This is a genomic window from Pseudomonas putida, from assembly GCF_050990305.1.
In the GTDB taxonomy this organism is placed as follows: Bacteria; Pseudomonadota; Gammaproteobacteria; order Pseudomonadales; family Pseudomonadaceae; genus Aquipseudomonas; species Aquipseudomonas putida_AH.
The window spans coordinates 5,009,935-5,029,119 of sequence record NZ_CP158817.1 but is presented as its reverse complement, the minus strand read 5'-3'; the positions used below and the strand labels follow the sequence as shown (position 1 = coordinate 5,029,119).

General features: G+C 59.6%; 15 protein-coding genes. 8 read left to right on the top strand and 7 right to left on the bottom strand.

Going from position 1 to position 19,185, the window contains the following annotated elements; genetic code table 11:
- Positions 1-62 precede the first annotated feature (62 nt).
- Together ABTV22_RS22695 and ABTV22_RS22690 are read right to left on the bottom strand one after the other, a co-directional pair.
- A complete protein-coding gene (locus tag ABTV22_RS22695) occupies positions 63-1,055 on the bottom strand; it encodes a 2-hydroxyacid dehydrogenase (RefSeq protein ID WP_433736688.1) in 993 nt (330 codons plus the stop codon).
- A gap of 158 nt (positions 1,056-1,213) precedes the next feature.
- Positions 1,214-3,967 carry a response regulator gene (locus ABTV22_RS22690; protein ID WP_433736687.1) on the bottom strand — a complete coding sequence of 918 codons (2,754 nt, stop codon included), beginning with the start codon at positions 3,965-3,967 and terminating at the stop codon, positions 1,214-1,216.
- A gap of 215 nt (positions 3,968-4,182) precedes the next feature.
- Here ABTV22_RS22690 and ABTV22_RS22685 point away from each other — a divergent pair, with 215 nt between their 5' ends.
- The 8 genes from ABTV22_RS22685 to ABTV22_RS22650 all read left to right on the top strand — a co-directional run bounded on the left by ABTV22_RS22685 (position 4,183) and on the right by ABTV22_RS22650 (position 13,708).
- Positions 4,183-4,902, top strand: coding sequence for a response regulator transcription factor (locus ABTV22_RS22685; protein WP_433736686.1), 720 nt, complete (start codon positions 4,183-4,185; stop codon positions 4,900-4,902).
- Positions 4,892-6,310, top strand: a complete 1,419-nt coding sequence (locus ABTV22_RS22680) for a histidine kinase sensor domain-containing protein (RefSeq protein ID WP_433736685.1) — start codon at positions 4,892-4,894, stop codon at positions 6,308-6,310. The genes ABTV22_RS22685 and ABTV22_RS22680 overlap by 11 nt, the downstream gene beginning before the upstream one ends.
- Positions 6,311-6,426: 116 nt before the next feature.
- The gene (locus ABTV22_RS22675; RefSeq protein WP_433736684.1) at positions 6,427-7,449 is read left to right on the top strand and encodes a PDDEXK nuclease domain-containing protein; all 1,023 of its coding nucleotides are present in this window, start codon (positions 6,427-6,429) and stop codon (positions 7,447-7,449) included.
- Positions 7,450-7,557: 108 nt separating this feature from the next.
- The gene (gene cysM / locus ABTV22_RS22670) at positions 7,558-8,460 is read left to right on the top strand and encodes a cysteine synthase CysM (RefSeq protein ID WP_433736683.1); all 903 of its coding nucleotides are present in this window, start codon (positions 7,558-7,560) and stop codon (positions 8,458-8,460) included.
- Complete coding sequence (gene rlmD, locus ABTV22_RS22665; RefSeq protein WP_433736682.1) at positions 8,460-9,812, top strand: 23S rRNA (uracil(1939)-C(5))-methyltransferase RlmD; 1,353 nt, start codon at positions 8,460-8,462, stop codon at positions 9,810-9,812. The genes cysM and rlmD overlap by 1 nt, the downstream gene beginning before the upstream one ends.
- A gap of 123 nt (positions 9,813-9,935) precedes the next feature.
- Positions 9,936-12,179 carry a GTP diphosphokinase gene (gene relA, locus ABTV22_RS22660; protein WP_433736681.1) on the top strand — a complete coding sequence of 748 codons (2,244 nt, stop codon included), beginning with the start codon at positions 9,936-9,938 and terminating at the stop codon, positions 12,177-12,179.
- 124 nt (positions 12,180-12,303) lie between these two features.
- Positions 12,304-13,137 carry a nucleoside triphosphate pyrophosphohydrolase gene (mazG, locus tag ABTV22_RS22655; RefSeq protein ID WP_433736680.1) on the top strand — a complete coding sequence of 278 codons (834 nt, stop codon included), beginning with the start codon at positions 12,304-12,306 and terminating at the stop codon, positions 13,135-13,137.
- A gap of 28 nt (positions 13,138-13,165) precedes the next feature.
- Positions 13,166-13,708: a DUF2058 domain-containing protein gene (locus tag ABTV22_RS22650; RefSeq protein ID WP_433736679.1), complete on the top strand. Its 543-nt coding sequence runs from the start codon at positions 13,166-13,168 to the stop codon at positions 13,706-13,708.
- Positions 13,709-13,791: 83 nt separating this feature from the next.
- On the opposite strand, the gene ABTV22_RS22645 is transcribed toward ABTV22_RS22650, so the two are convergent.
- The 5 genes from ABTV22_RS22645 to ABTV22_RS22625 form a co-directional block, all read right to left on the bottom strand.
- A complete protein-coding gene (locus ABTV22_RS22645; RefSeq protein WP_433736678.1) occupies positions 13,792-13,980 on the bottom strand; it encodes a hypothetical protein in 189 nt (62 codons plus the stop codon).
- Between the two features lie 379 nt (positions 13,981-14,359).
- On the bottom strand, positions 14,360-15,580 hold the full coding sequence (gene fabB / locus ABTV22_RS22640; RefSeq protein WP_433736677.1) for a beta-ketoacyl-ACP synthase I: 1,221 nt from the start codon (positions 15,578-15,580) through the stop codon (positions 14,360-14,362).
- 11 nt (positions 15,581-15,591) lie between these two features.
- The gene (fabA, locus tag ABTV22_RS22635; protein ID WP_003179264.1) at positions 15,592-16,107 is read right to left on the bottom strand and encodes a 3-hydroxyacyl-[acyl-carrier-protein] dehydratase FabA; all 516 of its coding nucleotides are present in this window, start codon (positions 16,105-16,107) and stop codon (positions 15,592-15,594) included.
- Positions 16,108-16,354: 247 nt separating this feature from the next.
- Positions 16,355-18,256: an ATP-binding protein gene (locus tag ABTV22_RS22630; RefSeq protein WP_433736676.1), complete on the bottom strand. Its 1,902-nt coding sequence runs from the start codon at positions 18,254-18,256 to the stop codon at positions 16,355-16,357.
- On the bottom strand, positions 18,253-19,185 hold the full coding sequence (locus ABTV22_RS22625) for an ABC transporter substrate-binding protein (RefSeq protein ID WP_433736675.1): 933 nt from the start codon (positions 19,183-19,185) through the stop codon (positions 18,253-18,255). The genes ABTV22_RS22630 and ABTV22_RS22625 overlap by 4 nt, the downstream gene beginning before the upstream one ends.

The following is a 19,185-nucleotide window of genomic DNA, read 5'->3' as shown; positions in this document are numbered from 1 at the left end:
GCGCGATATGCTAGCACGGGCATACGCGCAGCATGGCGCGGGCAGATGACCTTCGATCAGGTTCAGTCGCCCTCTATACGATTCTCGGACTTGCCCGCCATCCAGGCTGCGATGTTGTGCAAGGTGGTCGCGGCAATCGCGCCCAGTGCTTCACGGGTCAGAAAGGCCTGGTGGGCGGTGACAATAACGTTGGGGAAGGTCAGCAATCGCGCCAGGACATCGTCTTGCAAGGGCAGGTCGGAACGGTCCTCGAAGAACAATTGTGCTTCCTCTTCATAGACGTCCAACCCCAGATACCCCAGTTGTCCATCTTTCAATGCGTCGATCAGTGCGGGTGTATCCACCAGGCCGCCGCGACCGGTGTTGATCAACATTGCACCGGGTTGCATGCGCGCCAGCGATTCACTGTTGATCAAGTGTCTGCTCTTTTCGTTGAGCGGGCAGTGCAGGCTGATGATCTGCGATTCGGCCAGCAGTTGCGGCAGGCTCATGTAGCGGGCGCCCAAGGCTTCGACCTGCGGGTTGGGGTAGGGGTCGTAGGCGAGCAATTGGCAGCCGAAACCGTTCATGATTTTGGCAAAGGTCGCGCCGATCTGCCCGGTGCCGACCACGCCGACGGTCTTGCCCACCAGGTCGAAGCCGGTCAAGCCATGCAGGCTGAAATCGCCTTCGCGGGTACGGTTGTACGCCCGGTGCAATCGGCGGTTCAGCGCCAGTACCAACGCCACTGCGTGCTCGGCCACTGCGTGAGGCGAGTACGCCGGTACACGCACCACCGCCATCCCCAGGCGTTTTGCTGCCGCGAGGTCGACATGGTTGTAACCGGCCGAACGCAGGGCGATCAGGCGTGTACCGCCAGCGGCCAGGCGTTCGAGCACTGGGGCGCCGAGGTCATCATTGATGAAGGCGCAGACCACCTCGTGTTGTGCCGCCAGCGCCACCGTATCCAGGCTCAGGCGCGCTGCCTGAAAGTGCAGCTCGATGCCGGCCGGCAGGTCGGCGGCAAGAAAACTGTCGCGATCATAGGTCTGGCTGCTGAAAAGTATCGTGCGCATGTGTTCTCCCTGAAAACTCACGTCTTGGCGTTCACACCGATGTAGGAGCTGCCGAAGGCTGCGATCTTTTGATCTTTAAAAAAAAGAAAAATCAAAAGATCGCAGCCTTCGGCAGCTCCTACATTAGCTGCTTACAGCGGCTGATGCCTTGCGCTGCATCAGGCATTGATACGCGCCTGGGCCGCCAGGCGGTTGATCGCCCGGTCGAGTTCTTCCAGGGCGCCAAAGGCTTTAGGATCCTGTTGCTTGAGCAGGGTTTCGCTGCGTTGGCAGGCAGCCCGCAGTTGCGGCACGCCGCAATAACGGGTGGCGCCATGCAGGCGATGAACGCGCTCGATCAGCGCGTTATGGTCACGGCTTTCCTGTGCCTGGCGGATCGCTTCGCGGTCGGCCTCCAGCGATGCCAGCAGCATTGCCAGCATGTCTGCGGCCAAGTCGGCCTTGCCGGCGGCCAGGCGCAAACCTTCTTCGTGATCCAGCACCTGCAGCTCAAAGCCGCTGCCGTGACTGTCGCCGGGGCGTTCCGGGCTCTGGTTGCGCAGTGCCAGACCGCTCCATTTCAACACCACTTGTGCCAGTTGCCGCTCGCTGATCGGCTTGGTCAGGTAGTCGTCCATGCCGCTTTGCAGCAAGGCGCGTTTTTCGTTGGCCATGGCGTGGGCGGTGAGGGCAACGATCGGCAGCGGGGTGCAGTGCCGTTCGCTTTCCCACTGGCGGATCGCTTCAGTGCTCTGGCGACCGTCCATGCCGGGCATTTGCACGTCCATCAACACCAGATCGAACGTCTCGCTCTGGACTGCTCTGATGGCGGCGTAACCGCTTTCCACCGCAAGCACCTTGGCGCCCATGTCTTCGAGCAGGGTTTGCACCAACAGCAGGTTGGCCGGGTTATCGTCGACGCACAGTACTTTCGGTGCGCGACTGGACACCGGTTCTCCGGGTTCGTTGCGGGCCTGGCGCGGGTTGACCAGATCAGACAGCGCACGCCGCAACTTGCGCGTGCAGGCCGGTTTGGCCTGGAGCTGGCTGTGCGGGTTGGGCACCGAGAGGTGGAACAGGGTCTGTTCCGTGGTCGGACACAGCACCAGCACTTTGCAGCCCAGGTGTTCGAGGTCCCAGATGGACTGGTTGAGGCGTTCCGGTGGCATGTCGTTACTGGTGACGCCCAATACCGCCAGGTCAATCGCCTGATCGGTCTGGTGGGCGCCTGTCACGCCATTGGTCAGGCTTTCCAGGGTATTGAAGGCTGTCACGGCCAGGCCACAGTCCTCCAGTTGATGTTGCAAGGCCTGGCGAGCCAGCTCATGGTTTTCCAGCACGGCCACGCGGCGCCCGGAAAGGGGCGGGCCGGGCAGGTCTTCGGCGTCGTCACGGGTTTTCGGCAAGTTCAGGCTGATCCAGAACTCCGAACCTTCTCCCGGCGTGCTGTCGACGCCAATCTCGCCCCCCATCTGTTCGATCAGCCGCTTGGAAATCACCAACCCCAGGCCTGTACCGCCGGGTTGTCGCGACAGCGAATTGTCGGCCTGACTGAAGGCCTGAAACAGCGCGCGCACGTCCTGGTTCGACAGGCCGATGCCGGTGTCCTGGATGCTGATGCGCAGCTGCACGCTGTCTTCGTTCTCCTCTTCGAGCATGGCGCGGGCCACGATGGTGCCCTCACGGGTGAACTTGATGGCGTTGCTGACCAGATTGGTGAGGATCTGTTTGAGCCGCAGCGGATCGCCCACCAGCGACAGCGGCGTGTCGCGGTAAACCAGGCTCACCAGTTCCAGCTGCTTGGCGTGGGCGGCCGGGGCGAGGATGGTCAGGGTGTCCTGCAACAGGTCTCGCAGGTTGAACGGAATGTGGTCGAGCACCAGTTTGCCGGCCTCGATTTTCGAGAAATCGAGGATCTCGTTGATGATCCCCAGCAAGCTGTCGGCGGACTTTTCGATAGTGCCCAGATAGTCGAGCTGGCGCGGGGTCAGCTCGCTTTTTTGCAGCAGGTGAGTGAAGCCGAGAATGCCATTGAGCGGGGTGCGGATTTCGTGGCTCATGTTGGCGAGGAACTCGGATTTGATCCGGCTTGCCTCCAGGGCCTCCTTGCGCGCCAGGTCGAGTTCGATGTTCTGGATTTCGATGGTTTCCAGGTTCTGGCGTACGTCTTCAGTGGCTTGGTCGATGCTGTGCTGCAGTTCTTCCTGGGCATTCTGCAGGGTGCCGGCCATGCGATTGATGCCGGACGCCAACTCATCCAGCTCGTGGCTCCCGAGGGGTGGCAGACGTGTTTCCAGATGACCATCCTTGAGTTGGGCCACGGCTTGCTTGATCTGGCTCAATGGCCGATTGATCGTGCGGCCCATGCGCAAGGCCAACAGCGCCGCCCCACACAGCCCCGCAGCGATCATCATCAAGCTGGCGAACAGGCTGCGGTAGCCGCGCAGCAACATGCCGTTGTGGGACAGTTCGAGTTCGACCCAACCCAGAAGGCGGTCGGCTTCATCGGGAATCAGGTCACCGGCCAGGTTGCGGTGTTTGCCGAACACCGGCAGCAGATAACGTGTCGCATCATTGCCACTGCGGCGCAGCATCTGCGAGCCGTCGCCCAGTGGCGCCTGATTGAGCATGGTCGGTCCGGCGTGGGCCAGTGGCGTGCGGTCTGGCGCGAGGAAGGTCACGGCACGTACATCTGGTTGTTCCAGGGATTCGGTGGCAATGCGCTCCAGCAGTTCGGTGTTCTTGTGCCCCATGGCCGGCGCCACCAACGGCGCCAGTTGCTCGGCGAGCATTTCGCCACGCTGCAGGAGTTGGGTTTGCAGGTCCGATTGCTGCATCCAGGTAAAATAGCCGCCCAGGACCAACGCCATCAGGCTGGTCGGCAACAGGGTCAGCAACAGCACTCGGCCTTTAATTCCCAGTTTTTTGAGCACGCCTCTCTCCTGCATCCGGCTATCAATAGAGCTGCACATGCGTCCGGCACGCGCCACTTGCGCAGTGTAGCGATTTGAAGGCGGGCAATCTTCGTAAAATTGATGCCGTCATTCGTCGCCCGGATCAGCACTTTCAAACCCGGATCGGTCCCTTGGCTTGCCCCGGGCGGCGCAATCTTGAATAATTGTCAACTGAGAATTATTTGCAGATACTCATGACTCCCAACGCCGCCACCCATCCCCGAATCCTGTCCATCGAAGACGACCTCGTACTCGGTGCCTATGTTCACGAGCATCTGGGCCGCAGCGGCTTTCAGGTGACCTGGTGCCAGAACGGCCAGGAAGGGTTGGACGCTGCCCGCCGGCAAGCCTTCGATGTGGTGCTGATGGATATCCTGTTGCCCGGTCTGGATGGGCTTTCGGTGCTGACGCAATTGCGCCAGAGCCATTCCACTCCGGTGCTGCTCATGTCAGCACTGGGCGCCGAAGCGGATCGCATCAGCGGTTTTCGTCTGGGGGCCGATGACTACCTGCCAAAGCCCTTCAGCATGGTCGAATTGCGGGTGCGTATCGAAGCGATCTTGCGCCGGGTGGCGTTAGATCGCCGGCCGACGCCGGTAGCCCTTGCCCCGACAGCGGACAGCCTGCGTTTCGACGATGAGCTGTTCGAGGTCTTTTATGGAGGTCAGGCGGCCGGCCTGACCCGCAGTGAATACCGACTGCTGGAAACACTGCACCGCAACGACGATGAAGTCTTGAGCAAAGCCTTCCTTTATCAGCATGTGCTGCAGCGGGGGTATGCGGCCCATGATCGTAGCCTGGACATGCACATCAGCCAGATTCGCCGCAAGCTCAAGGCCATCGGCTATACCGAGCGCGAAGTACGCACGGTGTGGGGCAAGGGCTACATCCTGAGTGTTGGCGATGAAATGTAAGTTGCCGGGGCGGTATTCGCTGTTCTGGAAGCTGGCCTGCCTACTGGTGGCTTTTTGTCTGCTGATGATCTGGCTGAGCTGGTCCTGGGGCCGGTACATGGAGGAGCGCAACCAGTTCCTGTCGGACGACGCCCGTCGCACACTGACACGCTACGCCGCTGAAGCCGAGCAGGCATGGCAACGGCGTCAGCGCGAGGGCGTCGATAGCTGGCTGCAAGGCATGCAACGCCGGGAAAAGAGTTGGGTCGGTGTTATTGGCGGTGATTTGCAGTCCCTGAGTAGCCAGGCGCTGACGGACAAGGAAATCGAACACCTGACCTTCTTGCGCGGCCTGGATTGGTCCATCCACAAGAAAGGCCGGCCGTGGATGCGTGTGCCGTTTCCCCGTGATCCGTCTGCCGGCAGCCTGGTGATCGAACTGCCCGCGCGCTTTGTCCCTGGGCACTATCGAGTGTTCTGGCGCGTGATTACCAACGGTGTGATTCCGGGACTGTTCACCTTGTTGCTTTGTGTGGGCCTCTATCGGTTGCTGGTGATCCCGCTCAATACCCTGCGCGAGCAGGCCAATGCCTGGCGTGCCGATCAGTTGAATGTTCGATTGTCGAGCCGTACGACCAATCGTTCTGATGAACTGGGTGAGCTGGGCTGGGCGTTCGACCACATGTCCGAACGCCTGCAAAGTACCGTGGCGCTTCAACAGCAATTGCTGCGCGACCTGTCCCATGAGTTGCGCACACCGCTGAGCCGCTTGCGGGTGGCCAGTGAAAGCGAGCAGGGGTTGGACGCCTTGCGCGAGCGAATCGGCCGTGAGGTCGATGGCATGCAGCGGCTTGTAGAAGACACTCTGCAACTGGCCTGGCTCGACACCGAGCGCACCCGTTTGCCTGACGAAGCGATCCAGATCCAGGTCTTGTGGGAAATGCTCACGGAAAATGCCTGCTTTGAAAGCGGCTGGCCGCAAGGGCAATTGCAGTGCTCGGTGGATTCGTCCTGCTGGGTGCGCGGTCACCTCAATACCCTGGCCCAGGCCTTGGAAAACATGCTGCGCAACGCGATTCGTCATTCGCCCAGGGGTGGAGTGGTCACGCTGGGCGGGCGGCGCGATGGCAAATACTGGCATCTGTGGCTGGAGGATCAGGGCGGCGGCGTGGCGGAGTCTGATCTGGAGCGAATCTTTCTGCCCTTTACCCGCCTCGATGGTTCGCGCCCGGGGGATGGCGGGTTTGGATTGGGGTTGAGTATTGCCAGGAATGCCGTGCAACGGCAGGGCGGAGAGCTTTGGGCGCAGAATACCGGGAGAGGGCTGCGGATGAACATGCGATTGTTGGCCGACGACAGCGGCGCGAGTGATGACGCCTTCGCGAGCAGGCTCGCCCGCGAAGAGGCCCACCTAACTACGACGCTCTGATTTTGCCAGAGCGTTCCCGAGATTCTGTACGACATTTCCCAAAGGGTATCACCGGTCATTTCAAGCATTCTTGACGGTTTAAGCTCACGCGTTTTCCCATGTTCAAGGAGCCAGGCATGACCGTACCCCAAGTTCCCGATAGCAAAACCGACGCCCGTTTCAATGAAGTGCTTGCATTGATTCAAAGTGCCAGGCGACAGGCCATTCAGGCGGTCAACACCCAGTTGATAGAGTTGTACTGGCAGGTTGGGGCTTACATCAGTCGTAAGTTGGAGAGGGCCGAATGGGGCGATTCCGTGGTGGGTCAATTGGCCGAGCATTTGGCTCAGACTCAACCGGGGCTGCGTGGGTTTACTCGACCCAATCTGTTTCGCATGCGTCAGTTCTACGAGACTTACCGGGGCGACGAGAAAGTCTCACCACTGGTGAGACAATTACCCTGGACCCACAATCTGGTCATCTTCAGCCAGAGCAAACTCCCGGAAGAGCGGGAGTTTTACTTACGAATGGCTGTTCAGGAAAAATGGTCGAAGCGTGAGCTGGAGCGCCAGTTCAAAGCAGCACTGTTTGAACGCAGCGTGACCCAACCGGCAAAAGCCTCCGCCGTTCTGAAACAAACCCACCCCTCGGCACTTGAGATATTCCGTGACGCTTACATGGTCGAGTTTCTCGACCTGCCCGGTGTCCACGCCGAAACTGATCTGCATCAGGGCTTGCTGGCGCGTCTCAAGGCGTTTTTGAGCGAGCTGGGCCGCGACTTCTGCTTCGTCGGCTCCCAATACCCAATACAAGTCGGCGGGCGTGATTTTGCGCTGGACTTGCTGTTCTTCCACCGCGGTCTTAACTGCCTGGTGGCCATCGAACTCAAGGTAGGGCGTTTCGAACCGGAGTATCTGGGCAAGTTGGGTTTCTACCTGGAAGCGCTGGATCGCGAAGAACGCAAAATCCATGAGAACCCTGCAATCGGTGTCTTGCTCTGCGCCAGCAAGGAAGACGAAGTCGTCGAGTACGCCCTTAATCGCAGCCTGTCGCCAGCGCTGATCGCGGAGTATCAAGTCCAGCTACCGGACAAACAGTTGTTGCAGGCCAAGCTGCATGAGTTCTATGCCTTGAATGTCGCACTAGCAGACGAAGGCTGAACCAGCCGCTTATTCCCATAAACCATAAGCACCACACTTTGCGTGATATGGCCTTGCGAGGTTTGCCGGTATGATAGGCGCCCCCGCAGTCTGGATTGCGAATACGCCATGACCTTGCAGTACCCAACCATCGCCGATTGCGTCGGCAACACTCCGCTGGTCCGTTTGCAGCGCCTGCCCGGCGAAACCAGCAATACCCTTTTGCTCAAGCTCGAAGGGAACAACCCGGCGGGTTCGGTCAAGGACCGTCCGGCGCTGTCGATGATCACCCGCGCCGAGTTGCGCGGGCAGATCCACGCCGGCGATACGCTGATCGAAGCGACCTCGGGTAACACCGGGATCGCGTTGGCCATGGCTGCCGCGATCAAGGGTTACAAGATGATCCTGATCATGCCGGACAATTCCAGCGCCGAACGCAAGGCGGCCATGACTGCTTACGGCGCCGAGTTGATCCTGGTCAGCCAGGAGCAAGGCATGGAAGGCGCCCGCGATCTCGCCCAGCGTATGGAAGCCGAAGGTCGTGGCAAGGTGCTGGATCAGTTCGCCAACGGTGACAACCCAGAAGCGCACTACACCACCACCGGCCCGGAAATCTGGCGTCAGACCGAGGGCACCATCACCCATTTCGTCAGCTCCATGGGCACCACCGGTACCATCATGGGCGTCTCGCGCTACCTGAAAGAGCAGAACGAGAACGTGCAGATCATCGGTCTGCAACCGATGGAAGGTTCGGCGATTCCGGGTATCCGTCGCTGGCCTCAGGAATACCTGCCGAAGATCTACCAGGCCGACCGCGTGGACCGGATCGTCGACATGGCCCAGAGCGAAGCTGAGGACGTGACCCGTCGTCTGGCCCGCGAAGAAGGCATCTTCTGCGGCGTGTCGTCCGGTGGTGCGGTGGCCGCGATGCTGCGTCTGTCCAAAGAAGTTGAAAACGCGGTGATCGTCGCGATCATCTGCGACCGAGGCGACCGCTATCTGTCGACCGGCATTTTCGACGCGCCCAACTGATGGCCAAGCATGAGAGAGGCCTGCGCTTCCAGCCCACGGGTGGCAGCAAGGCCCCGCAAATCCCGACCGGAAAAAAGCAGCGCCTGACCATCGAGCGCCTGGCTAACGACGGTCGCGGGATCGCGTTTTTTGAAGGTCGCACCTGGTTCGTCATCGGCGCTTTGGCCGGTGAAGACGTCGAGGCGCGGGTGCTTGGTGCCCACGGTAAAGTGGTTGAGGCGCGCACCGAGCGGGTGTTCAAGGCCAGCGAGCTGCGACGCCCGGCGCCGTGTGCCCATGCCGGTCGCTGTGGTGGCTGCAGCGTGCAACATCTGCCTCATGACGAACAACTCGCCCTGAAACAGCGCATGCTCGCCGAGCAATTGTCCAGGGTCGCCGGTGTCGAGCCCGAAGAATGGGCCGCGCCCTTGAGCGGTCCGGAATTCGCTTACCGTCGTCGTGCCCGGGTCGCGGTGCGCTGGGACGTGAAGGCGAAAAAACTCGAGGTCGGTTTTCGCGCCGCCGGCAGCCAGGACATTGTCGCTATCGATGAATGTCTGGTGCTGGTACAACCCTTGCAACCGATCATGGCTCGCTTGCCGGAAATGCTGCGGCGCCTGAGCAAGCCACAGGCGCTCGGGCATGTGGAATTGTTCAGCGGTTCGTCGCTGGCGGTGTTGCTGCGGCACATGGCGCCATTGTCCGATGCCGATCTGACGATCCTCAAGGAATTCTGCGCGTTCCATGAAGCCCAGCTGTGGCTTCACGGTGAGGGCGAACCTCAACCGGTCGAGGCTGGTCAATCCCTGGGGTATCGTCTGGAACAGTGGAACCTGGATCTGGCGTATCGCCCCGGGGATTTCGTCCAGGTTAATGCCGGCGTCAACGAGGCGATGGTTGCCCAGGCGTTGCAATGGCTGAAACCGACTGCGAATGAGAGAGTGCTGGACTTGTTCTGCGGTTTGGGCAACTTTGCCTTGCCGCTGGCGCAAACCGTTCGCGAAGTGGTGGCGGTGGAGGGGGTGCAGGTGATGGTCGAGCGGGCGGCCGCGAATGCCGTTAGCAACAATCTGCATAACGTAGAATTTTTTCAGGCCGATTTATCCCAGCCTTTGACCGATGCCGAATGGGCGCGCGAAGGCTTTTGTGCGGTACTCTTGGACCCACCGCGTGACGGTGCTTTCGAGGTGGTGCGCAAGCTAAAATCCCTGGGCGCCGAGCGATTGGTGTACGTGTCGTGCAACCCGGCAACGCTGGCGCGCGATACGGTCGAATTGATCAAGCAGGGCTACCGGTTAAAACGTGCCGGGATTCTCGATATGTTTCCTCAGACGGCACATGTCGAAGCCATGGCGTTATTTGAAGCGAGCTAGGATGGCTCGTCTGGTCCGACTGGCCCGCCCGTGCAGCCGCGCACCAGCCCTACGTGGGCGCACGGGCAACGAAGGTCAGCGATTCTGACGCATTGAGTCTGCGTCGTAGGGAAGGTAAGCAAGATGGTACAGGTGAGAGCACACCAGCCGATCAACACGGACGGCAGTATCAATCTCGAGGCTTGGCTCGATCATGCGGTCAGTGTCGATCTGGCACTGGATCGCGAAGCCTTGAAAGAAGCCTGTGAGTACGCTCGCGAGGCCGAACAACAAGCCAATGCGGCGAACAATTTGTGGTCCGAAGGAAACTCCAGTTTCCGCTACGGCCTCGAGATCGCCGAGATCCTCGCCGACCTCAAGCTCGATCAGGATTCGCTGGTCGCCGCGGTTCTGTACCGTGGCGTGCGTGAGGGCCAGATTCCGTTGCCGGCCGTCAGCCAGCGATTCGGTCCGGTGGTGGCCAAACTCATCGACGGCGTGCAACGCATGGCGGCGATCAGCGACAGTCTGAGCCCCCGCAAATCCATGGTGATGGGCACTCAGGGCCAAGTGGAAAACCTGCGCAAGATGCTGGTGGCCATGGTCGACGACGTTCGCGTCGCCCTGATCAAACTGGCCGAGCGTACGTGCGCGATCCGCGCGGTGAAAACCGCCGATGACGAAAAGCGCAACCGCGTGGCCCGTGAAGTCTTCGACATCTACGCGCCCCTCGCTCACCGTTTGGGTATCGGTCATATCAAGTGGGAACTGGAGGATTTGTCCTTCCGCTACCTTGAGCCTGACCAATACAAACAGATCGCCAAGTTACTCCACGAGCGGCGGCTGGATCGCGAGCGTTTCATCAGCGACGTGATGAGCCAACTGAAAAACGAACTACAGGCCACCGGAGTCGACGCCGACATCAGCGGCCGGGCCAAACACATCTATTCGATCTGGCGCAAAATGCAGCGCAAGGGCCTGGAATTCAGCCAGATCTACGACGTACGCGCCGTTCGCGTGCTGGTGCCGGAAATGCGCGACTGCTACACCGCGCTCGGTATTGTCCACACCCTGTGGCGACACATCCCGAAAGAATTCGACGACTACATCGCCAACCCGAAAGAGAACGGCTATCGCTCGCTGCACACGGCGGTGATCGGCCCTGAGGGCAAGGTGCTGGAAGTGCAGATCCGCACTCATGCCATGCACGAGGAAGCGGAACTCGGTGTTTGCGCGCACTGGCGCTACAAGGGCACCGACGTCAAGTCCGGTTCCAATCACTACGAAGAGAAAATCTCCTGGCTGCGTCAGGTGCTCGAATGGCACGAAGAGCTGGGTGATATTGGTGGTCTGGCCGAACAGCTGCGGGTCGATATCGAACCGGATCGCGTGTACATCTTTACCCCGGACGGTCATGCCATCGATCTGCCGAAGGGGGCGACACCGCTGGACTTCGCTTACCGCGTGCACACTGAAATCGGTCACAACTGCCGCGGCGCCAAGATCAACGGGCGCATCGTACCGCTCAACTACAGCCTGCAAACCGGTGAACAGGTCGAGATCATCACCAGCAAGCACGGCACCCCGAGTCGCGACTGGCTGAACCCGAACCTGGGTTATGTCACCACGTCACGGGCGCGGGCGAAGATCGTGCACTGGTTCAAGTTGCAGGCGCGCGATCAAAACGTCGCGGCCGGTAAAACCCTGCTTGAACGCGAGCTCAATCGCCTCGGTCTGCCGGCGGTGGATTTCGACAAGCTGGCCGACAAGGCCAACATGAAAACCGCCGAGGACATGTTTGCCGCCTTGGGTGCCGGCGATTTGCGCCTGGCACAACTGGTTAACCTGGCGCAGCAACTGGTCGAACCAGAGCGGGGCAACGAACAGCTGGAGCTGATACCGCGCAAGGCCACCGGTTACAAACCGGGCAAGCGTGGCGACATCCAGATCCAGGGCGTCGGCAACCTGATGACCCAGATGGCGGGCTGCTGCCAGCCGTTGCCGGGGGATGCCATCGTCGGCTACATCACCCAGGGTCGTGGCGTGAGCATTCACCGCCAGGATTGCGCCTCGGTGCTGCAACTGGCCGGACGCGAACCGGAGCGGATCATCCAGGTCAGCTGGGGGCCGGTGCCGGTGCTCACTTATCCGGTGGACATCATTATCCGTGCCTACGACCGTTCGGGTTTGCTGCGTGACGTTTCCCAGGTACTGCTCAACGAGCGGATCAACGTATTGGCAGTCAACACCCGCTCGAACAAGGAGGACAACACCGCGTTGATGTCCCTGACCATCGAGATTCCGGGGCTGGATGCGTTGGGTCGGTTGCTGGGGCGGATTTCCCAATTGCCGAACATCATCGAGACGCGGCGTAACCGTACGCCCTGAAATGCACACAGCCGCTGGTGCAACCGAACCTGTAGGAGCTGAGCTTGCTCGCGATAGCGTTATACCTGACACACCGTCATCGCGAGCAAGCTCAGCTCCTACAGGTCGCAAAACGAGATGACTGATGTACACCCTTGAAGATCTATTACACCTGATGAACCGCCTGCGCGATCCGCAGTACGGTTGCCCGTGGGACATCAAGCAAACTTACGCCACCATCGTCCCGCACACCCTTGAGGAAGCTTACGAAGTCGCAGACGCCATCGAGCGTGGTGACTTTGAACACTTGCAGGGTGAGCTGGGTGACCTTCTGTTTCAGGTGGTTTATTACAGCCAGTTGGCCCGGGAAGAAGGGCGTTTCGAATTCGATGGTGTGGTCGACAGCATCACCCGCAAGCTGATCCGCCGTCACCCGCACGTGTTCCCCACCGGTGACCTGTACGCGCCGCTGGATGTCCCGCGTCTGAGCGAAGAGCAGGTCAAACAACGATGGGAGCAGATCAAGGCCGAAGAACGCGCCGAGAAATCCGCTGCGCCACAACAGTTGTCTTTGCTCGATGATGTTCCCGCCGCCTTGCCGGCGTTGTCCCGCTCGGCCAAATTGCAAAAGCGCGCAGGGCAGGTCGGCTTCGACTGGCCAGATGCCTTACCGGTCCTCGACAAGGTCCGTGAGGAGCTCGATGAAATACTCGAGGCAATGGCCGACAACGACTCTGAGGCGATTGCCGATGAAGTCGGCGACCTGCTGTTTTCCGTGGTTAATCTGGCGCGGCATCTCAAGGTTGATCCGGAAACCGCGCTGCGTGGCGCCAACAGCAAGTTCGAGCGACGCTTCCGTTTTATCGAACAGGCATTGCGCGACACCCACCGTCCCATGGAAGATTGCACCCTCGAAGAGTTGGACGCCCTGTGGGGCGAAGCCAAACGCCAGGAAAAGAATGTGTCCAGCTGCGGTTGAGCAGTGGCCTAAGTGAGTAATAAGTACCATGAGCATTTCCCTTCGCGACCAGTTGCTCAAAGCAGGGCTGGTCAACCAGAAGCAGGCCAAGCAGGTCAGCAAAGAGAAACAGAAACAACAGCGCCTGGCCCACAAGGGCCAGATCGAACTGGATGATTCCCAGCAGCGCGCAGCCCAGGAGGCCCAGGCCGAGAAGGTCAAGCGCGACCAGGAGCTCAACCGCCAGCAGCAGGAAAAAGTCGAGGCCAAGGCTCGTGCCGCGCAGGTCAAGCAATTGATCGAAGCCACACGCCTGCCGAAGTTGACGACCGAGGACTACTACAACTTCGTCGACGACAAGAAGGTCAAGCGCATTTCGGTGAACACGCTGATGCGCAACAAGCTCAGCAACGGTTCGCTGGCCATCGTGCATCACGCCGGTGGCTACGAAGTCATCCCGCGCGAAGCGGCCCTGAAGATTCAGGAACGTGATCCACAACGCATCGTGCAGATGAACGTCAAGACCGAAGAGGTCGCTGTTGAAGACGATCCGTACGCGGCGTACCAGATTCCTGACGATCTGATGTGGTAAGCCATACAGACTCGCAATAACGGCAAACCCCGCTCATGGCGGGGTTTGTCGTTTTCAATGCTGTCATTGCGTATGTGGATGGCTCAGGCGGACTGGCGTTCCCGTAGTTGTTCCAGTGTTTCCAGTTCGGCCTTGTAATTGTGGGCGTCTTTCTCGGAGTGGAACATCCCGACCAGCAGGTCCTGTTGGTGTACATCCCAAATCCGGACACCGGCGGCTACGCCTTCGTGTGATATGCGTGAATCGTCGCGTTCAGTTACTTTTACAGTCATCTGCTAGCTCCAATCTCTGTTATCTGCAGCAAGGCATGTGCAGGACTCTGTTATAGGTTTTGTTAGCCTGCTAAGTAAATGCTCGAGATTGGAAAGGGTTTTTTACAAAAATGGAAACAATCCTGCAGCCCGCGTAAACCGCGACATTACGTCGCAGGGTGTTCGGTTCCATGACAAAAGCTTCATGTTCGTATGACGAATCATAGGATTTGAATCAGCACTTGTAGGAGCCAGGCTTGCCGGCGAAAGCGATCTCCCGTACGCCTTCGCCGGCAAGCCTGGCTCCTACGAAAAGCGATTGGCGGTACGACATTTTTCAGGCAAAAAAAACGCCCCGAACCAGTCGGGGCGTTTTCATGTGCGGCTCAGCGGCGGGGAATTACTTGCCCTGCCAGCGCTTCAGTACCAATGTGGCATTGGTGCCACCGAAACCGAAGCTGTTGCTCATCACGGTGTCGATCTTGGCGTTTTCCTGGGTCTTGGTCAGCACCGGCAGGTCGGCCACTTCCGGGTCCAGCTCGTCGATGTTGGCCGAGCCGGCGATGAAGTTGCCTTCCATCATCAGCATGCAGTAGATCGCTTCGTGAACGCCGGCGGCGCCCAGGGAGTGACCCGACAGGCTCTTGGTGGAGCTGATGGCTGGCGCCTTGTCACCGAACACTTCACGCACACCTTTCATTTCCGCGACATCGCCAACCGGGGTCGAAGTGCCGTGGGTGTTCAGGTAGTCGATCGGGGTGTCGACGGTGGACAGCGCCTGCTGCATGCAGCGGATCGCGCCTTCGCCACTTGGGGCAACCATGTCGTAGCCGTCGGAAGTCGCGCCGTAGCCAACGATTTCCGCGTAGATCTTCGCACCACGGGCCAGAGCGTGCTCCAGCTCTTCAACCACGACCATGCCACCGCCGCCGGCGATGACGAAACCGTCACGGTCGGCGTCGTAGGCGCGGGAGGCTTGTTCCGGGGTGTCGTTGCGCTTGCTGGACAAGGCGCCCATGGCGTCGAACAGGAACGACTGGCTCCAGTGCTCTTCTTCACCGCCGCCAGCGAACACGATGTCCTGCTTGCCCATCTGGATCTGTTCCATGGCGGTACCGATGCAGTGAGCACTGGTGGCGCAGGCAGAAGCGATGGAGTAGTTCAGGCCCTTGATCTTGAACGGGGTGGCCAGGCAAGCGGAAACGGTGCTGCTCATGGTCCGCGTTACACGGTATGGGCCGACGCGCTTCACGCCTTTTTCGCGCAGGATGTCCAGCGCTTCCATTTGGTTCAGTGTCGACGCACCACCGGAACCGGCAATCAGGCCGGTACGCGGGTTGGACACTTGCTCTTCGGTCAGGCCGGAGTCGGCGATGGCGTCTTTCATGGCCAGGTAGGCATAAGCCGCAGCGTGGCCGACGAAGCGATAAATCTTGCGATCGATCAGTTCTTCAAGGTTGAGGTCAATGGAGCCGGAAACCTGGCTACGCAGACCCATTTCGGCATATTCCGGGTTGAACCGGATGCCAGGGCGGCTTGCACGCAGGTTAGCGGAGACGGTCTCTTTGTCATTGCCCAGGCACGAAACAATGCCCAGACCAGTGATAACGACGCGGCGCATGCGGATAACCCTTAGAAGTTGTCAGTGGAGGTGAACACGCCAACCCGAAGGCCTTCGGCGGTGTAGATTTCGCGACCGTCGACAGTGACCGAACCGTCGGCGATGGCCAGGTTCAGCTTGCCCTTCAGGACGCGCTTGATATGAATGTTATAGGTGACTTTCTTGGCGGTCGGCAGGACCTGGCCGAAGAATTTCACTTCGCCCGAACCCAGGGCGCGACCGCGGCCCGGCAGGCCTTGCCAGCCGAGGAAGAAGCCAACCAGTTGCCACATGGCGTCGAGGCCCAGGCAGCCCGGCATCACCGGATCGCCTTCGAAATGGCAGGCAAAGAACCACAGGTCCGGAGTGATATCCAGTTCGGCGACCAATTCACCTTTGCCGTACTTGCCACCCTCTTCGCTGATCAGGGTGATGCGATCAACCATCAGCATATTCGGGGCGGGCAGTTGCGCGTTACCTGGGCCGAACAGCTCACCGCGACTGCAGCGCAGCAGGTCTTCCCGGGTAAAGGCGTTTTGTTTGGTCATGCGAGCTCCTCAATAGTCCCATGCGGCAGGTGGGGCAAATCTTCCCGGCCGATCGAAGCGTTCATGCCTCGAACCGGCAGCCTACTCATAGACTATTGCGTTGTGGTGAAAGTCACAGCGCCAAGGACATGAAAGTACACTTGTGCACTGAAATTTTTATTCAAGCCCGTTTTCGGGCCTGTTCGGGTGCCTAAGACTGCCGCACTTTCGTCTTTCACGCCAGTCGCAGATGCTCGAAAGGCCTGTGCTACTGCACCCATCGATGCAGAATTTGCTGAAGATCATTGCGTTTGAACGGCTTGGCCAGGTAATCGTTCATCCCCGCCGACAAACAGGCTTCGCGATCACCCTGCAAGGCATTGGCGGTGAGGGCGATGATCGGCAAGTCGGTGCAACCGGGTAGTTGGCGAATCTGTCGGGTGGCCTCGTACCCGTCGATGATCGGTAATCGACAGTCCATCAGGATCGCTTCGAAAATCAGGCTCTCGGCACTGCGCACCGCCTGTGCGCCATCGACGGCGACGCTGACAGTAAAACCCAGGCTGCGCAGCATGGCTTCTATCACCGTCTGATTGACCGGGTTGTCTTCGACCAGCAGTACATTACGGCCGTCGCCATCGCCACTACCATTCGCTGCCCGCGGCGCAAGCGCAGGCAGTGGCTGTTGATAAAGCGCCAACGGGATTTCCAGTGTGAACACCGAACCATATCCCTCTTCGCTCTGGGCGCGCAGTGTCCCGCCCATGCGTTCGGCGAGTGTGCGGGCAATCGGCAAGCCCAGGCCAGTGCCGCCGTAACGTCTTGAAATAGAACTATCGGCTTGCTGAAACGCGTTGAACATCAATTCCAGACTTTCGGCCGCAATGCCGATGCCACTGTCGCGAACGGTGCAGGTGAACCACAACAGTTCGTGGTCCAGTGATTGCCATTGCGGTTCGATGGACACGCGGCCCTTTTCGGTGAATTTCAATGCATTGCCGATCAGGTTGACCAGGATCTGCCGGATTCGCGTTGGATCGCCCTGAACCTGCAACCCCCGCATATCTTCTGGAACCTGCAGTTGCAGATCGAGCCTGCGTTGCGCCGCGCTGTGCTGGAACGATTGCGCACAGGTGGCGATCAAGTCGGCGAGGTTGAACGGAATGTGTTCCAGCTCCAGCTCCGATCGTTCGATGCGCGAAAAATCCAGAATATCGTTGATCACCTTGAGCAAATGCTCGGTGGACTCTGAAGCCAGCGCCGCGTACTCCACCTGCTCCGGCGTCATCTCGGTGGTTTCCAGTAACTGCAACATGCCCAGAACGCCATTCATGGGCGTGCGCAGTTCGTGGCTCATCATCGCCAGGAAGTCCGACTTGGCGTTGTTGGCCTTTTCTGCCTCTTCGCGGGTCTGGATCAACTGCGCCATGGCCTGGTGTTGTTCACGGCTGGCCTGTTCCAGGCCCTTGGCAAGGTTGTTGATGTGCTGCGACAGGGCCCCCAGTTCGGTGTCATCGACAATGGGCAACGGTGTTTTGTAGTCGCCGTCCTGGATCGCCTTGACCGCATTGCCGATATCGCGGATCGGCTGCGACAGGCTGCCAGCCAGTCGTCGGGCGAGGACGAAGGTAAACAGCAGGGCGAACAGCGCCAGAATCCCGGCCTTGAGCAGGATTTCCTGCTGGCGCTGGTTGAAAGCATCGTTGGACAAACCGACGATCACCCGACCCAGGTAATCCTCGGCGGGGGCGCCGTTGGCGACTTTGCTGTCCTGGAAAAAATCATTGTGCAGCGGTATCCGTTGCAACCTCACGGGTGCCTGGAACACTTCGACTTGATGTGGGTGGGCATGGTTGGCCGAGGGTTGCTCGACATACACCAGAATCCGGCTGGCACTGTCCTGTATTTCCAGAAATCGCACGTTGGGCGTGGCAAGCGTGGCCTTGAGCAGGCTTTCCAGCACCTCGTTGTTGCCGGAAATCACGCCATATTCGGTAGCCGGCGCCAGTTGGTTGGCGATGAGTTGACCGGTGTGGGTAAGCTCCTGGCGCAAATCCTGGATTCGCACAAACGTAAAGAAGCTGATCAACAGTAAAGTCAGCAGCAGGGCGGGGCCTAGGCTGATGAGCTGGGTCCGGGTGTTGATATCCCAGCGGCGACGGAAGGTCATGGGCGGCGTTCTCTTTCAGCCAACAGTGTTGCGACAGACGCTTCGTTAATCTGTTCAATACCTAATGAACGAGCCACCTGTGGGTTGCTTGAGACTTTGAAGCGAGGCGAGTAGTAGGTGCGTGGCCACGTGTCGGGCGGCTGGTCGAGCAGTTCATCGAGAATGGCCAGCCAATCGCTCTGATCGCTGTAAGTGCTGGCCAAGCTTCCGGCCTTGACGAACCCTGCGTTGGGACCGATCAGTGCCAACTGTCGCGAATAGCTGCTGAGCAGCAGGTTTTTGGCGGTTTTCGGGTTGTACAGATCAGGATCATCCAGACCCAGCAACACATCGCTGTTGTTCAGCACCGATTGCAATGGACGGCTGTCTTGGATGTTATCCCAGCGCTCAGTCACCACCTCAAGCCCCAGCGGAAGGGCGGCCCGGCGCAATTCGTTCAACAGGAATTCGCTGTGACTGTCGTACAGCACACCGACCCGCTTGACCTGGGGCAGGAGGATTTGGGTCAAGCACAATTGGCGCTCCAAAGGCGGATCGCTCCAGAGCAGGCTGAGGTGCGGGGGCAGGTGTTCACCCAGACGCTGCCGTGCTTGCAGACGACTGATGCGCAACACCAGCGTTGCCGGTCCTTGGGGGTCTTGCAGGCGCCAGTCGAAGCTGGGCAAGTCGAGCAGAATCAAACGGATGTCGCCCGCCAGTTTGCTCGGCATCGGCAAGTCGGACAGGGGCTGGAAATGAACGTGATCGTCAGGGCGCATTTCGCGCAAAGCCTGGATGAAGGATTGCACGCCGGGGCTGTCGTCGGCACCGGTCAATAGAATGTCTTCGGCGTTGGCCGACAGGCTGCTCATCCAGCCAGCAACTAACAGGCACAGCATCGCCAGCAGGCGGCCAACACCTGCTGTCTTGCGAGGCTGACGATAGGCCAT

Coding starts and splice junctions, on each gene's coding strand:
- ABTV22_RS22695 (WP_433736688.1), bottom strand. CDS start 1,055: ATGCGCACGATACTTTTCAGCAGCCAGACCTATGATCGCGACAGTTTT.
- ABTV22_RS22685 (WP_433736686.1), top strand. CDS start 4,183: ATGACTCCCAACGCCGCCACCCATCCCCGAATCCTGTCCATCGAAGAC.
- ABTV22_RS22680 (WP_433736685.1), top strand. CDS start 4,892: ATGAAATGTAAGTTGCCGGGGCGGTATTCGCTGTTCTGGAAGCTGGCC.
- ABTV22_RS22675 (WP_433736684.1), top strand. CDS start 6,427: ATGACCGTACCCCAAGTTCCCGATAGCAAAACCGACGCCCGTTTCAAT.
- cysM (WP_433736683.1), top strand. CDS start 7,558: ATGACCTTGCAGTACCCAACCATCGCCGATTGCGTCGGCAACACTCCG.
- rlmD (WP_433736682.1), top strand. CDS start 8,460: ATGGCCAAGCATGAGAGAGGCCTGCGCTTCCAGCCCACGGGTGGCAGC.
- relA (WP_433736681.1), top strand. CDS start 9,936: ATGGTACAGGTGAGAGCACACCAGCCGATCAACACGGACGGCAGTATC.
- mazG (WP_433736680.1), top strand. CDS start 12,304: ATGTACACCCTTGAAGATCTATTACACCTGATGAACCGCCTGCGCGAT.
- ABTV22_RS22650 (WP_433736679.1), top strand. CDS start 13,166: ATGAGCATTTCCCTTCGCGACCAGTTGCTCAAAGCAGGGCTGGTCAAC.
- ABTV22_RS22645 (WP_433736678.1), bottom strand. CDS start 13,980: ATGACTGTAAAAGTAACTGAACGCGACGATTCACGCATATCACACGAA.
- fabB (WP_433736677.1), bottom strand. CDS start 15,580: ATGCGCCGCGTCGTTATCACTGGTCTGGGCATTGTTTCGTGCCTGGGC.
- fabA (WP_003179264.1), bottom strand. CDS start 16,107: ATGACCAAACAAAACGCCTTTACCCGGGAAGACCTGCTGCGCTGCAGT.
- ABTV22_RS22630 (WP_433736676.1), bottom strand. CDS start 18,256: ATGACCTTCCGTCGCCGCTGGGATATCAACACCCGGACCCAGCTCATC.
- ABTV22_RS22625 (WP_433736675.1), bottom strand. CDS start 19,185: ATGGCCTATCGTCAGCCTCGCAAGACAGCAGGTGTTGGCCGCCTGCTG.